At 72.9% G+C, this 14,362-nt stretch carries 12 protein-coding genes; 8 read left to right on the top strand and 4 right to left on the bottom strand.

All coding sequences use genetic code 11. The features are described from left to right. Nucleotides 1–47 precede the first annotated feature (47 nt). Nucleotides 48–1,880 (bottom strand): hypothetical protein, encoded by a 1,833-nt coding sequence (locus tag ACIHCX_RS36100; protein ID WP_400037246.1) that lies wholly within the window; start codon nt 1,878–1,880, stop codon nt 48–50. A 221-nt stretch (nt 1,881–2,101) separates the two neighbouring features. Between ACIHCX_RS36100 and radA the strand changes: the two genes are divergently transcribed. Together radA and disA are read left to right on the top strand one after the other, a co-directional pair. After that, entirely contained in the window at nt 2,102–3,511 is a 1,410-nt protein-coding gene (radA, locus tag ACIHCX_RS36105) for a DNA repair protein RadA (RefSeq protein ID WP_400037248.1), read from the top strand. 82 nt (nt 3,512–3,593) lie between these two features. Further along, a complete protein-coding gene (gene disA / locus ACIHCX_RS36110; protein ID WP_400037250.1) occupies nt 3,594–4,718 on the top strand; it encodes a DNA integrity scanning diadenylate cyclase DisA in 1,125 nt (374 codons plus the stop codon). 246 nt (nt 4,719–4,964) lie between these two features. Here disA and ACIHCX_RS36115 read toward each other — a convergent pair whose 3' ends face one another. Continuing rightward, nucleotides 4,965–5,843: a hypothetical protein gene (locus tag ACIHCX_RS36115; RefSeq protein ID WP_400037252.1), complete on the bottom strand. Its 879-nt coding sequence runs from the start codon at nt 5,841–5,843 to the stop codon at nt 4,965–4,967. Nucleotides 5,844–6,045: 202 nt separating this feature from the next. On the opposite strand from ACIHCX_RS36115, the gene ACIHCX_RS36120 reads away from it, so the two are divergent. From ACIHCX_RS36120 to cseC, 5 genes are all read left to right on the top strand, one after another. Next, nucleotides 6,046–7,032, top strand: coding sequence for an A/G-specific adenine glycosylase (locus ACIHCX_RS36120; RefSeq protein ID WP_400037254.1), 987 nt, complete (start codon nt 6,046–6,048; stop codon nt 7,030–7,032). A gap of 402 nt (nt 7,033–7,434) precedes the next feature. Next, nucleotides 7,435–7,974 carry a SigE family RNA polymerase sigma factor gene (locus tag ACIHCX_RS36125; protein ID WP_400037256.1) on the top strand — a complete coding sequence of 180 codons (540 nt, stop codon included), beginning with the start codon at nt 7,435–7,437 and terminating at the stop codon, nt 7,972–7,974. Beyond that, nucleotides 7,962–8,627 carry a hypothetical protein gene (locus ACIHCX_RS36130; RefSeq protein WP_400037258.1) on the top strand — a complete coding sequence of 222 codons (666 nt, stop codon included), beginning with the start codon at nt 7,962–7,964 and terminating at the stop codon, nt 8,625–8,627. Before ACIHCX_RS36125 ends, ACIHCX_RS36130 begins: the two co-directional genes overlap by 13 nt. Before the next feature lie 183 nt (nt 8,628–8,810). Continuing rightward, the gene (cseB, locus tag ACIHCX_RS36135) at nt 8,811–9,512 is read left to right on the top strand and encodes a two-component system response regulator CseB (RefSeq protein ID WP_400037260.1); all 702 of its coding nucleotides are present in this window, start codon (nt 8,811–8,813) and stop codon (nt 9,510–9,512) included. An 11-nt stretch (nt 9,513–9,523) separates the two neighbouring features. Next, complete coding sequence (cseC, locus tag ACIHCX_RS36140) at nt 9,524–10,873, top strand: two-component system sensor histidine kinase CseC (protein ID WP_400037262.1); 1,350 nt, start codon at nt 9,524–9,526, stop codon at nt 10,871–10,873. Nucleotides 10,874–11,048: 175 nt separating this feature from the next. Here cseC and ACIHCX_RS36145 read toward each other — a convergent pair whose 3' ends face one another. Next, nucleotides 11,049–12,611 (bottom strand): MDR family MFS transporter, encoded by a 1,563-nt coding sequence (locus ACIHCX_RS36145; protein ID WP_400037265.1) that lies wholly within the window; start codon nt 12,609–12,611, stop codon nt 11,049–11,051. A 150-nt stretch (nt 12,612–12,761) separates the two neighbouring features. Between ACIHCX_RS36145 and ACIHCX_RS36150 the strand changes: the two genes are divergently transcribed. Beyond that, the gene (locus ACIHCX_RS36150) at nt 12,762–13,358 is read left to right on the top strand and encodes a TetR/AcrR family transcriptional regulator (RefSeq protein ID WP_400037267.1); all 597 of its coding nucleotides are present in this window, start codon (nt 12,762–12,764) and stop codon (nt 13,356–13,358) included. 59 nt (nt 13,359–13,417) lie between these two features. On the opposite strand, the gene ACIHCX_RS36155 is transcribed toward ACIHCX_RS36150, so the two are convergent. Further along, the gene (locus ACIHCX_RS36155) at nt 13,418–13,996 is read right to left on the bottom strand and encodes a M23 family metallopeptidase (RefSeq protein WP_400037269.1); all 579 of its coding nucleotides are present in this window, start codon (nt 13,994–13,996) and stop codon (nt 13,418–13,420) included. Nucleotides 13,997–14,362 lie beyond the last annotated feature (366 nt).

The raw sequence follows: 14,362 nt of genomic DNA on the forward strand, positions 1-14,362 counted from the left end.
TCCGACCGCCGCCGGCGGCCCGCGGTGAACGCGCCGGCGGTCGCGGCTCATGAACGGCGACCGCCCGCAAAGGCCGGGGCCGGACATCCGCGGCCGTGCTTGGCGTGCCGGCCCGGGCCGTCGCACGTCCTCCCCTCACGCCGTCCTCCCCGCCGTCCCTCGGACGGACCCGGCGTGTCGCCGCCCGCGGACGGCGGGGGCGGGCTGTCCGGGTCGGTCGGCGACGGATCGGTCGGCGTGGGTGTGGGCGTGGGCGTGGGGTCGCTCGACGACGGCGGATCGGTCGGCGTGGGGGCGGAATCGGAGGGCGCCGGAGTGCTCGGAGTGGGGCGCGGACCGGACGTCACCGGCGGGTCGGCCGGGCGCTTGGGCCCCGCTCCGGAGGGGGTGGGCGCGGTGCCGTAGCCGTCGATGGAGACGACGGCACCGGCGGGCGCGATCGCCATCCGCGCGCTCCAGCGGCCGGAGGGCTCGCGCAAGTGGTCGACGTACACCTTGATCGTCAAGGACTCGCCGGGCTGGAGGGTTCCCGACGAGCGGCTCGGATAGAGCCAGGGCGCCCCGGTGGACGCGGACCAGTGGACCGGGCCGGGCCCCGCGGCGGTGAGCGTGATCAGGGTGGTATCACCGGCGTTGTCGGCGCTCACCGTCAGACCGCCGTCCCGGTCGCCGGTGCCGATGACGCTGATGACCTCCACGGAGACGTCGGGCCGCCCGCTCGTGCCGGAGCGGCCGGCCGGCCCGGGCCCCGCGTTGCCGGTGTTCTCGTAGCCCCGGTCGGGCCCCTCGCCGCCCAGGACGCCCGGGCCGTGCCCCTCGTGCGCGCCGGCGGCGGAACCGTCATGGCCCCCCTCGGCCGGGCTGCCGCGGTAGGCGGCCCACAGGGCCAGCACCGGCGCGGCCACCACCGTGGCCACCACCGTGGTCGTGACCGCACGCGCGCGGAGGCGGTCCCGGCGGGCGGCGCGGTCCTTGGGGTCCATCGGGAAGCCGCGCCGGTCGAAGCGAGGAGCGGTGCCCCGCGCGCGTGGGTGGTGGGCGAGGGCCTTGTGCAGGGCCGCGCGGGGCGCGGGCAGCACGGGCAGCTCGGCGGGGGTGACGGTGGCGCCGGGCCACTGACCGGGCAGGGCACGCTCGGCGGTGCGGCGGCAGCGCGGGCAGTCGTCGACGTGCCGGACGAGCTCGCGCCGCAGCGCCGTGCCGAGCACGAGCCGGCTGTCCCCGGTGAGGCGGGACACACTCGGGCAGGTGCCGGTCTCCACCACGGCGAGCGCCGCGCGGGTGCGCTCCACCTCGCAGGCGGCCGCGGCGAGCAGTTCCCGCGCGCCGGCGAGGTCCGTGCCGAGGACGGCGGCGACCTCGTGCGCGGCGAGGTGGTGGCGTACGGCGAGTTCGAGCGCCTCGCGCTGCTCCGGGGTGGTGCCGGCGGCCTCCGGCCAGGCGAGCAGGGCGAGTTCGCGACGCCGCTCCCGCCGGACCTCGTCGGACACGGGCGGCGGCACGGCCTCCGCGGCCGCGTGCCGGTCGCCGCCGGTGCGGCCCGCGGCGTGCGTGCCCGGACGTTTCTGCTTGGCCTCGGTGAGCTTGCGCAGGCACGCCCAGCGGGCCAGCGCGTACAGCCAGGCCCGGCGCTCGCCCGCGGTCCCGGGGCCGCGCTGCCCGCGCCGCTCGGCGAACGCCAGCGCGTCCCCGAGGGCGGCGGTCGCCGCCTCGTGGTCGCACAGCACGGACAGGCAGTAGGTGAACAGGCCGTCGAGATAAGGCTCGTAGCGCGCGGGCGGGCGCCCTGCCACGGCCTGCGCGGCAGCGCGGTCGCGTGCTTCGCGGTGCGCCCGGTGCGCACCGGGCGTGCGGGTCGAGGTGTCCGGGCTGCTGCTCATCACCTGTGCGACCGTAGGCGGCGCGGGATCGTCCCTCCGTGCACCTTGAGCACTTTTAATCCGTACGGGTGAAACGATCCCTCGTAAGAGGAGTGAACCTCGGATTCCGCGACCCGTTCGAGTGCGCCCGCCCGGCGACGGCCGGGCACGCGGGGCCGGCTCGGGTCCCGGCGAGGACGGCGACGGCCGGGCTGTCGGTGCCGGCCGCTACGGTTTTCCCCATGGCTGCCCGTACCAAGACCACCAAGGACCGCCCGTCCTACCGCTGCACGGAGTGCGGCTGGCAGACGGCCAAGTGGCTCGGCCGCTGCCCCGAGTGCCAGGCCTGGGGCACGATCGAGGAGTACGGCACGCCCGCGGTCCGTACGACGGCGCCGGGCCGGGTCACCACCTCCGCCGTCCCCATCGGCCAGGTCGACGGCCGTCAGGCCACGGCCCGCTCCACCGGCGTGCCCGAGCTCGACCGGGTCCTGGGCGGCGGGCTCGTCCCCGGTGCCGTCGTCCTCCTCGCGGGCGAACCCGGCGTCGGCAAGTCCACCCTGCTCCTTGACGTGGCGGCGAAGTCCGCGAGCGACGAGCACCGCACGCTCTACGTCACGGGTGAGGAGTCCGCGAGCCAGGTCCGCCTGCGCGCCGACCGCATCGGCGCCATCGACGACCACCTGTATCTGGCCGCCGAGACCGACCTGGCCGCCGTCCTCGGCCACCTGGACGCGGTCAAGCCCTCCCTGCTCGTCCTCGACTCGGTGCAGACGGTCGCCTCGCCCGAGATCGACGGCGCGCCCGGCGGCATGGCGCAGGTGCGGGAGGTCGCGGGCGCGCTGATCCGCGCCTCCAAGGAGCGCGGCATGTCCACGCTCCTGGTGGGCCACGTCACCAAGGACGGCGCCATCGCGGGCCCGCGCCTGCTGGAGCACCTGGTGGACGTGGTGCTCCACTTCGAGGGCGACCGGCACGCGCGCCTGCGCCTGGTCCGCGGCGTCAAGAACCGCTACGGCGCCACGGACGAGGTCGGCTGCTTCGAACTGCACGACGAGGGCATCACGGGTCTGGCCGACCCCAGCGGCCTGTTCCTGACCCGCCGGGCGGAGCCCGTGCCCGGCACCTGCCTGACCGTCACCCTGGAGGGCCGCCGCCCCCTGGTCGCGGAGGTCCAGGCGCTCACCGTCGACTCCCAGATCCCCTCCCCGCGCCGTACGACGTCGGGCCTGGAGACCTCCCGGGTCTCGATGATGCTGGCGGTGCTGGAGCAGCGGGGCCGGATCAGCGCGCTGGGCAAGCGGGACATCTACTCGGCGACGGTGGGCGGGGTGAAGCTCTCCGAGCCGGCCGCCGACCTCGCGGTCGCCCTCGCGCTGGCGTCGGCGGCGAGCGACACCCCGCTGCCGAAGAACCTCGTCGCGATCGGCGAGGTCGGTCTGGCGGGCGAGGTCAGACGGGTCACCGGCGTGCAGCGCCGGCTCACCGAGGCCCACCGCCTGGGGTTCACGCACGCCCTCGTGCCGGGCGACCCGGGCAAGGTCCCGCCCGGGATGAAGGTCCTGGAAGTGGCCGACATAGGGGACGCGCTGCGGGTCCTGCCCCGCTCGCGTCGCCGGGACGCCCCACGGGAGCAGGAGGACCGCCGGTAGACTTTGCCCTGGTCTCGCCCGTCCGTACGAACCGAGCGTGCGAAACGGCAGCGCCTGAAGAACCTGCGACCGGAGGAGTGCAGTGGCAGCCAACGACCGGGCAGCAGCTCCCGGAAAGTCCGGCGGGAGTTCCGGCACCGATGGCCTGATGCGCGCCTCCCTGAGCGCCGTGGCACCCGGTACGGCCCTGCGGGACGGTCTCGAACGGGTGCTCCGCGGCAACACCGGCGGACTCATCGTGCTCGGCTCCGACAAGACCGTGGAGTCGATGTGCACGGGCGGTTTCGTCCTGGACGTCGAGTTCACGGCGACCCGGCTGCGGGAGCTGTGCAAGCTGGACGGCGGCATCGTGATCTCGTCCGACCTGTCGAAGATCCTGCGGGCGGGCGTGCAGCTGGTCCCGGACCCGACGATCCCGACCGAGGAGACCGGCACCCGGCACCGTACGGCGGACCGGGTGAGCAAGCAGGTCGACTTCCCCGTGGTCTCGGTCTCGCAGTCCATGCGGCTGATCGCCCTCTACGTCGACGGCCAGCGCCGCGTCCTGGAGGACTCCGCGGCGATCCTCTCCCGCGCCAACCAGGCCCTGGCGACCCTGGAGCGCTACAAGCTCCGTCTGGACGAGGTGGCGGGCACGCTGTCCGCGCTGGAGATCGAGGACCTGGTGACGGTCCGGGACGTCTCGGCGGTCGCGCAGCGCCTGGAGATGGTGCGCCGTATCGCCACCGAGATCGCCGAGTACGTGGTGGAGCTGGGCACCGACGGCCGTCTCCTGGCCCTCCAGCTCGACGAGTTGATCGCGGGTGTGGAGCCGGAGCGCGAGCTGGTGGTGCGGGACTACGTTCCGGAGCCCACCGCCAAGCGCTCCCGCACGGTCGAGGAGGCGCTGGGCGAACTGGACAAGCTCCACCAGGCCGAGCTGCTCGAACTCCCCGCCGTCGCCCGCGCGCTGGGCTACACCGGCTCCCCGGAGACCCTCGACTCGGCGGTCTCCCCGCGCGGCTTCCGCCTGCTGGCCAAGGTGCCCCGGCTGCCCGGCGCCATCATCGACCGCCTGGTCGAACACTTCGGCGGCCTGCAGAAGCTGCTCGCCGCGAGCGTCGACGACCTTCAGACGGTGGACGGCGTGGGCGAGGCGCGGGCGCGGAGCGTCCGCGAGGGCCTGTCGCGGCTGGCGGAGTCGTCGATCCTGGAGCGCTACGTCTGACCGGCGCCGGCCACGGCCGACCGGCTCGGGCCTCTTCGCTCACCTTCGGTCCGCTTCGGCTGCTTCACCTGCTTCACCTGCTTCACCTGCTTCGACCGTCCTCGGTCCGGTCCGGTCCGCTCCGGGCCGCCTCAACGCGCCTCGGACCGCCCCGTCCGCCTCGACGCATCCCGGTCAGCGTGTCCGCCTCAACGCGTCCCGGTCAGGCCCAGCCCGCCTCGACGCGCCTCGGTCCGCCCGGCCCGCTCAGTCCTCCGACAGCACGAACGACGTGCGCAGCTTCGCGTACCCCGGCACCTTCGCCTCGACCAGATAGGTGCCCGCCCGGGCCGAACCGGCCGGAGGCGTCGCGCACTGCGGGGCGCTCGGCTTGCGGTCCCACCGGACGGTGTACGTGATGTCGCTGCCCGCCGGCACCCGGTACAGCCGGCTCCCGGCCGTCCCGGGGCAGTCGGCCGAGGACCAGTAGGCGGCGCTGCTCTCGGCCTGGCTGATCGTCACCACGGCGGACTTCGGCCCGAGGTCGACCTTGCAGTCGCCGCCGGAGGAGTTCACGGCGGTCAGCTCGAACTCCGGCGTCTGGCCGGGCCCGTAGGAGTTGTGGACGCTGCGCAGCGTCAACTTGACGGCTCCGGCCGTGCAGTTGGGCAGCGTGCTGCCGGCCGGCAGCACCGCGCCCGGACCGCTGCCGCTCTTGCCGCCGTCGTTCCCGCCGCCGGTGGACCCGTCGGAACCGGCACCGTCTCCGTTCCCGCCCCCGCCGGCGCCGTCCGAACCGCCCGTGTCGCCGGTGTCACCGGTCCCCGACCCCGATCCTGGCCCCGATCCCGATCCCGATCCCGGCCCCGATCCACTGGAGTCACCGCCGCCGGACTCGTCCCGGCCGCCGGGGTGTTGGCTGATCGCGGGCCCGGAGCCGGAGGGCCCCGGCGTAATGGTCGAGGTCGAGGGCCCCGGATGCTTGCCGTCCGCTCCGCCGCCGTTGGTCTTGCGGCTGCCGCCCGCCAAGGGGACGAGCCAGGCGATCAGCAGCGCCAGCAGCGCGACCACGGACAGCATGACGAGCCGCCGTCGCCAGTAGATGGAGGCGGGAAGCGGACCGACCGGATTGCGCAGAGATCCCACGGCCCAAACTGTACGAGAGATCGTCGGCTTCCCCGGCCCCACCCGCCGGGCCGAGGACAATTTTCCGGATCATCATCAGAGCAACGTCCGTACCCGCGGGCCTCTTTGACCCCGTCGTGACCGCCCGGACACGGTCCGCGACGACACCGGCCCGCGCCGGGTCACACGGCCGCCCACCCCCACGTGGCAGGATCGGAAGGCCATGACTGCGCCCACACTGCCCCCGCACAGCAGCCCCGACACCCCGGCCCACGCCACCGACGCCGGTCCGGCCACCGGCACGCCCACCGGCGCCGAGGCCTCCGGCACCTCCCTCGGACCGACCCTGCACACCCAGGTCATCGCCTGGTTCGACGACCACGCCCGCGACCTGCCCTGGCGACGCCCGGACGCCGGCGCCTGGGGCGTGATGGTCAGCGAGTTCATGCTCCAGCAGACGCCGGTGAGCCGTGTGCTGCCGGTCTACGAGCAGTGGCTCGACCGCTGGCCCCGGCCCGCCGACCTCGCCAAGGAGGCGCCGGGCGAGGCCGTCCGCGCCTGGGGCCGGCTCGGCTACCCGCGCCGTGCCCTGCGCCTGCACGGCGCCGCGGTCGCCATAACGGAACGACACGGCGGCGACGTACCCACCGAGCACGCGCAACTGCTCGCCCTGCCGGGCATCGGCGAGTACACGGCCGCGGCGGTCGCGTCCTTCGCGTACGGCCAGCGACACGCCGTCCTGGACACCAACGTCCGCCGGGTGCTGGCCCGCGCGGTCACCGGTGTGCAGTACCCACCGAACGCCACCACCGCCGCCGAACGGCGTCTGGCGCGCGCCCTGCTGCCCGAGGACGAGGGGACCGCGGCCCGCTGGGCGGCCGCCTCCATGGAACTCGGCGCGCTGGTGTGCACGGCGAAGAACGAGTCGTGCCCGCGCTGCCCGATCGCCGCGCACTGCGCCTGGCGGCTCGCGGGCAAGCCCGCGCACGACGGGCCGCCGCGCCGCGGGCAGACGTACGCCGGCACGGACCGGCAGGTGCGCGGCAAGCTCCTCGCCGTGCTGCGCGAGGCCCACGCACCCGTCCCGCAGCCGGTGCTCGACCGGGTCTGGCACGAGCCGGTCCAGCGGGCCCGGGCCCTGGACGGACTCGTCGCGGACGGCCTGGTGGAGCCGCTGCCGGGCGGGCTGTACCGGCTGCCGCTGACCTGACCCCTCACCTGACCGCCGGTCACCTCGTGTCCGGCACCCGACACCTGACACCGCGCATCCGACACCCCGCGCCTGATCCACGGTCACCTCACAGGCCGGCCATGGGTTCAGGGCGTGTCGCGGGTGTTCGTGTCACACACCTGCACTCCACTCGACCCTCCAAATCACCCCCAAAAGGGACAAATTAGGGCACCGCCTTACCCCGCTCCTACTTCCGTTACACAACCGACGTACAGCCGAGGGCTGGTCGCAGGCTGCCTCGGACAACGCCGTGACAACGCCTCCGTACCTTCAGTTGCGTGCCTGACGGGCACCGGACGGCTGCCGACCACAGCCCGTCCGCTCAGGACGTGGAGACCGGCGGCAGGCGGGTCGGGAAACGGGGATCGGAGGCGGTCGTACATGGCGCAGGGTGAGGTGCTCGAGTTCGAGGAGTACGTGCGTACCCGGCAGGACGCGCTGCTGCGCAGTGCGCGCCGGCTGGTCCCGGACCCGGTCGAAGCGCAGGACCTGCTCCAGACGGCACTCGCGCGGACCTACGGGCGCTGGGAGGGCATCGCCGACAAGCGGCTCGCGGACGCCTATCTGCGCCGCGTGATGATCAATACGCGTACCGAGTGGTGGCGGGCCCGGAAGCTGGAGGAGGTCCCCACCGAGCAGCTTCCGGACGCCCGGGTCGAGGACTCCACCGAGCAGCACGCCGACCGCGCGCTCCTCATGGACATCCTGAAGGTGCTCGCGCCCAAGCAGCGCAGTGTCGTGGTGCTGCGACACTGGGAGCAGATGTCCACGGAGGAGACGGCCGCCGCCCTCGGCATGTCCGCGGGAACGGTCAAGAGCACGCTGCACCGGGCGCTCGCCCGGCTCCGCGAGGAGCTGGAGGCCCGCGACCTGGTCGCACGCGCGCTGGAGTATGAGGAGCGGGAGCGTTGCGCGGCCTGATCGGCAGGGGTACGTGTCCCGGGCCCAGCCGGGCCCGGGACACCGTCAAGGCGGCGATCACGGCGATGACCGTGCTCGCCGCCCTCGCCCTTTCGGCGTCCGCCTGCGGTACCGGGGGCACCGGCGCGCGCGACGAGGGCCCGGCCCACGCCGGCTCGGCCCCGGGCACCGTCCCGGCCCCCTCCCCCGACCCCACCGGCCGGGCCCAGCGGTTGGACCCGGTCCGGCTGATCGAGGACGACCCGCACGTCTCGGCCGCGGTCAAGCGCGGCCTCAAGCCGTGCGTGGCCGACGAGTACCCCGTCGACGTGTCGTACGGGGACCTGACCGCGGGATCGGTCGAGGACATCGTCATCAACGTGCTGACCTGCGGAGACGCCGTGGGTGTGGGCGCCTATGTGTACCGCGAGCAGGGGGGCCGGTACGAGAACGTCTTCGCGGCCGAGGAGCCCCCGGTCTACGCCGAGATCGACCGCGGCGACCTCGTGGTGACCAAGCAGGTGTACGCGCGGGGGGACCCGGTGTCGAGCCCGTCCGGCGAGGACGTGATCACGTACCGCTGGACGGCGGGCCGGTTCGTCAAGGAGTTCAGCACCCGCAACGAGTACAGCACGGCCGTCGGGGGCGGCCCGACGGCCTCCCCCGGCCACTGACGACGGCGTGGCGGACCCCGCGGCGGCGGCCGCGCAACAATAGGCGGGGGCGCGAGACGAACGGGCACGTCCGCCGCGGGCGCGCGCGCCTGCGACCGGTTCACCATGGGACGGGGCCGACGCGCGCCCGTACGGTGGGGCGGACCGCACGACGAGAAGCACACGAGGACTGAGAGCACCCGGATGACAGAACAGACCCACGTCCTGTTCGTCGAGGACGACGACGTCATCCGCGAGGCCACACAGCTCGCCCTGGAGCGGGTCGGCTTCGCGGTCACGGCGATGCCCGACGGGCTGTCCGGCCTGGAGGCGTTCCGGGCGAGCCGGCCCGACATCGCTCTGCTGGACGTCATGGTCCCCGGCCTCGACGGGGTCAGCCTGTGCCGCCGCATCCGCGACGAGTCGACCGTTCCGGTGATCATGCTGTCCGCGCGGGCGGACTCCATCGACGTGGTGCTGGGCCTGGAGGCGGGCGCCGACGACTACGTGACCAAGCCGTTCGACGGCGCCGTCCTGGTCGCCCGCATCCGCGCGGTGCTGCGCCGCTTCGGGCACGCCGGAGGCGTCCGGGCCGACGCGGAGGGTGCCGCGGTGGACGGCGGGGTGCTGAGCTTCGGTGACCTGGAGGTCGACACCGAGGGGATGGAGGTGCGCCGGGCCGGGCAGCCGGTGGCGCTCACACCCACGGAGATGCGGCTGCTGCTGGAGTTCTCCTCGGCTCCGGGCACGGTGCTCTCCCGGGACAAGCTCCTGGAGCGGGTGTGGGACTACGGCTGGGGCGGCGACACCCGCGTGGTCGACGTCCATGTGCAGCGGCTGCGTACGAAGATCGGCCAGGACCGCATCGAGACGGTCCGCGGCTTCGGCTACAAGCTGAAGGCCTGAGCGGGGCGGTCATGCCGGGGATCTCACGGCGCCTGCTCCCCGAGCGCCTGGGGCGCGCGGACATCCGTACGGGGCTGAGGTGGAAGCTCAGCGCGGCCATCGCACTGGTCGGCGCGTTGGTGGCGGTCGCGCTCAGTCTGGTCGTGCACAATGCCGCCCGGGTGTCGATGCTGGACAGCGCGCGCGACCTGGCGGACGAGCGGGTCCAGATCGCCCAGCGCAACTTCGAGCTGTCGGGGCGGCCGAACTTCCCCGGCATCCGGATCGACGATCCGGAACTGCCCTCCGAGCTGCGGGAGAAGGTCGAGCAGGGGCGGCGGGCGACGTACGTCGCCGACCACACCGGCAAGCTGCCCGACATCTGGGCGGCGGTACCGGTCAAGGACGGACACGTGCTGTCCCTGCACACGCACTTCACCGACCGCAGCACGAACATCCTCAACGACCTCGACCAGGCCCTGGTCATCGGCTCCATCACGGTCGTCCTCGGCGGAAGCGCGCTGGGGGTGCTCATAGGGGGCCAGCTCTCGCGCCGGCTGCGCAAGGCGGCGACCGCGGCCAACCAGGTCGCCAAGGGCGAGACGGACGTACGGGTCCAGGACGCCATCGGAGGCGTCGTACGCGACGAGACCGACGACCTCGCGCGCGCGGTGGACGCGATGACGGACGCCCTCCAGCAGCGTCTGGAGGCGGAGCGCCGGGTCACGGCGGACATCGCGCACGAGCTGCGCACTCCGGTGACCGGGCTGCTGACGGCGGCCGAGCTGCTGCCGCCGGGCCGGCCGACTGAGCTGGTCCTGGACCGCGCGAAGGCCATGCGCACGCTGGTGGAGGACGTGCTGGAGGTCGCCCGGCTCGACGGCGCCTCGGAGCGGGCCGAACTCCAGGACATCGTGCTGGGTGAGTTCGTCACCCGGCGGGTGGCCGCGAAGGACCCGGACATCGAGGTCCGCGTGGTGCACGAGTCGGAGGTCACCACCGATCCGCGGCGTCTGGAGCGGGTGCTGTTCAACCTGCTCGCCAACGCCGCACGGCACGGCAGGCCGCCGATCGAGGTGACCGTCGAGGGCCGGGTCATCCGGGTGCGCGACCACGGCCCCGGCTTCCCCGAGGACCTGCTCGCCGAGGGCCCGAGCCGGTTCCGCACCGGCAGCAGGGACCGCGCCGGCCACGGCCACGGCCTCGGCCTGACCATCGCGGCGGGTCAGGCCCGCGTCCTCGGCGCCCGTCTGACCTTCCGCAACGTCCGCCCCGCGGGTGCCCCGGAGCACATCCCGGCCGAGGGCGCCGTCGCCGTCCTGTGGCTCCCCGAACACGCCCCGACGAACACGGGCAGCCATCCCCTGCTGCCGGGGCAGTGACGCAGCGGCAGAGCGGGCGGACGGCGGGGCGGCGGGCATGTCGAGGGCCCGTGGAAGTCCGCTCCCGGCGGATCTCCACGGGCCCTCGCTCACGTTCGGCCCGGGCGGTCGGACGGTCCGCGCCGTGCGACCGCGGCTCGGACGGTCAGGCGGCCTCCGTCACGTCCTGACGTGCCTACGCCTCGCCCGCGCCGGACCGGTCCTTCGCGGCCGGTCCCGCTCCCCTCAGCGGGACCTCCTTGACGAACACCGCCGCGACCAGCGCGACCACCGCCACCACGGCGCCCAGCAGGAACGCCGAGTGCGTGCCGGCGGACACCGCGTGCTGGTAGGCCTCACGGGCCTGGGCCGGCAGCTTGGCGAGGCTCGCCGCGTCCAGCTGCGCGGACTGCTCGGTGATCCCGCGGCCCAGGGCGCCGGCGCGCTCGGCCATCACGTGCTGGACGCGGTTGTTGAACAGCGCGCCCATGATCGCGACGCCGAAGGAGGAGCCGAGCGTACGGAAGAGGGTGGTCGACGAGGACGCCACGCCCATGTCCTTCAGCTCCACGCTGTTCTGCGCGACCAGCATGGTGATCTGCATCAGGCAGCCCATGCCCGCGCCCAGGACGGCCATGTACAGGCCGGAGGTGAGGCGGGTGGTGCCGGTGTCCATGAGGGACAGCAGGTACAGCCCGGTGATCATCAGGACGCTGCCGACGACCGGGAAGACCTTGTAGCGGCCGCTGCTGGTGGTGACGCGGCCCGCGACCAGCGACACGACCATCATCGCGGCCAGCATCGGCAGGAGCAGCAGACCGGAGTTGGTCGCCGAGGCGCCCTGCACCGACTGCTGGTAGAGGGGCAGGAACAGCACCGCGCCGAACATCACGAAGCCGGTGATGAAGCCGATCAGCGACATCAGGCTGAAGTTGCGGCTGCGGAAGATGTGCAGAGGCACGATCGGCTCGGTGGCCTTGCCCTGCCAGAGCACGAACCCGACGAGCGCGACGACGCCGATCGCGATGAGCTCCATGATCCGCGCCGAGGCCCAGGCGTACTCCGAGCCGCCCCAGGTGGTGACGAGCACGATGGAGCTGATGCCGACGGTCAGCAGCACGGCGCCCAGGTAGTCGATCCGCGCCTCGGAGCGCTTCTTCGGCAGGTGCAGCACGGCGCTGATCGCGACGAGTGCCATCGCGCCGAGCGGGAGGTTGATGTAGAAGGACCAGCGCCAGCCCCAGTTGTCGGTGATCGTGCCGCCGACCAGGGGGCCGCCGATCATCGCGAGCGCCATGACGCCGGCCATCATGCCCTGGTACTTGCCGCGCTCCCGCGGCGGTATCAGGTCGCCGATGATGGCCATCACACCGACCATCAGGCCGCCCGCGCCGAGGCCCTGAATGGCGCGGAAGCCGATCAGCTCGCCCATGTTCTGGGCCATGCCGCTCAGCGCGGACCCGAGCAGGAAGATGACGATCGAGGTCATGAAGGCGCCCTTGCGCCCGTACATGTCGCCGAGCTTGCCCCACAGCGGCGTGGACGCCGCGGTCGCGAGGGTGTAGCCGGTGACCACCCAGGACAGGTGCTGAAGACCGCCGAGCTCACCGACGATCGTCGGCATCGCGGTGCCCACGATCATGTTGTCGAGCATCGCGAGCATCATCGCGATCATGAGAGCGAGCAGGACGACCCGCACGCTCCTGGGTTGCTTGCCTGCCTGCGCCGCTTCCGGCTCGGCTTTCGCGGTCAGCGCCATCCGTCCTGCTCCCCCAGTCGACTGGTACTTACTTGCCGACCGGCAAGTTGGCTACACTCTGGAAAGTAGACCCCCAACTAGCCGGTCGTCAAGTAAGTTTTGCCGACCCACCGGCAGGCAAGGTGTCCAGGGAGCTCGAGGAGTACGAGGATGGACGTCACGATGGACGGCACGAGGCAGCAGCGCCGCGGGAACACCCGCCAGCGCATCCAGGACGTGGCACTTGAACTCTTCGCCGAGCAGGGTTACGAGAAGACCTCCCTGCGCGAGATCGCCGAGCGCCTCGACGTCACCAAGGCGGCTCTGTACTACCACTTCAAGACGAAGGAAGAGATCCTCGTCAGCCTCTTCGAGAGCCTCACACGGCCGATGGAGGACCTGATCGAGTGGGGCCGGAGCCAGCCGCACACGCTGGAGACCAAACAGGAGATCGTCCGCCGTTACGACCAGGCGCTCGCCGACGCGGCGCCGCTGTTCCGCTTCATGCAGGAGAACCAGGCGACCGTGCGGGAGCTGCGCATCGGGGACACCTTCAAGGACCGGATGCGCGGTCTGCGGGACATCATCATCGACCCGGGCGCGAGCCTGGTCGACCAGGTCCGCTGCGTCAGCGCCATCTTCACCCTGCACGCCGGGATGTTCGTCATGCAGGACCTCGAAGGCGACCCCGCGGAGCGGCGCAAGGCCGTCCTCGAGGTCGCCGTCGATCTGGTGACCCAGGCGCACCGGGGGGCGCACGCGCCCTGACACACCATGGCCGCCCGCTGTCGTTCAGCGGGCGGCGGCGTGGTGCGGCGTCGGGCCGGTCAGACGGCCACGCCGTGCGAGCGCAGGTAGGCCAGCGGGTTGAGCGCGGATCCGTAGTTCGGGGTGGTGCGGATCTCGAAGTGCAGGTGCGGGCCGGTGGAGTTGCCGGTGCTGCCGGACAGGGCTATGTGCTGACCGGTGGCGACGACCTGGCCGATGCGCACGTCGACACGGGAGAGGTGGGCGTACTGGGAGTACGTCCCGTTGGCGTGCTTGATGACGACGGCGTTGCCGTAGGCGGGGCCGTCGCCGGCGCCGTTGGGGCCGGCCTTGACGACGGTGCCGCCGTGCGCGGCGACGACCTTGGTGCCGGTCGGCACGGCGAAGTCCTGGCCGCTGTGCTTGTGCACCCAGTGACCGCCGGCCTGGTTGAAGCCGGCGCTGAGCGCGAACTGCTTCACCGGCGCCGTCCAGGCGGCGGCCGACTGCGCGACGCCGGCGGTGGGGGCCGCCGTGGTCGCGGCGGACGCTACTCCCGCACCCATCGCGACCGAGACCCCCAGACCGGCGGCCAGGACGGCGGCGCGGGTACGGAGCTTGGTCGCACGGGCGGAACGGGACGTGGCGCGCTGGAACATCGAAACCTCTGGGGGTGGGGGGCAGGGAAGCCACCCGGACGCATGTGCCTTCGCCGGGCGGACCATCCCTTGGTAACCCGGCCGGTCACCGACGCCCAAACACCCCCACTACGACGGAAAGTAGTAAGCGCGGGTGGTGTCGTACGCCTCTTGACGCCTCCCTCATTCAGGACAAATACCCTGAAAGGACCCCAATCCAGACCATTCCGCTGTCCCGAATATCCGCTTTTTCACCCCCTGTCCCCCACTAAGCGTCGTAGTACGGGTCGGAGTACCTGTGTGCCTTGTCACCGGAGAGCGGGGGTGGGCGCCGTTTCCGTGTGACGGCGGCCATGTGGCCCGCCTCTCACCGGGCGGCCGTACCGA

The sequence above is a fragment of the Streptomyces sp. NPDC052043 genome, from assembly GCF_044548235.1.
Taxonomy (GTDB): domain Bacteria; phylum Actinomycetota; class Actinomycetes; order Streptomycetales; family Streptomycetaceae; genus Streptomyces.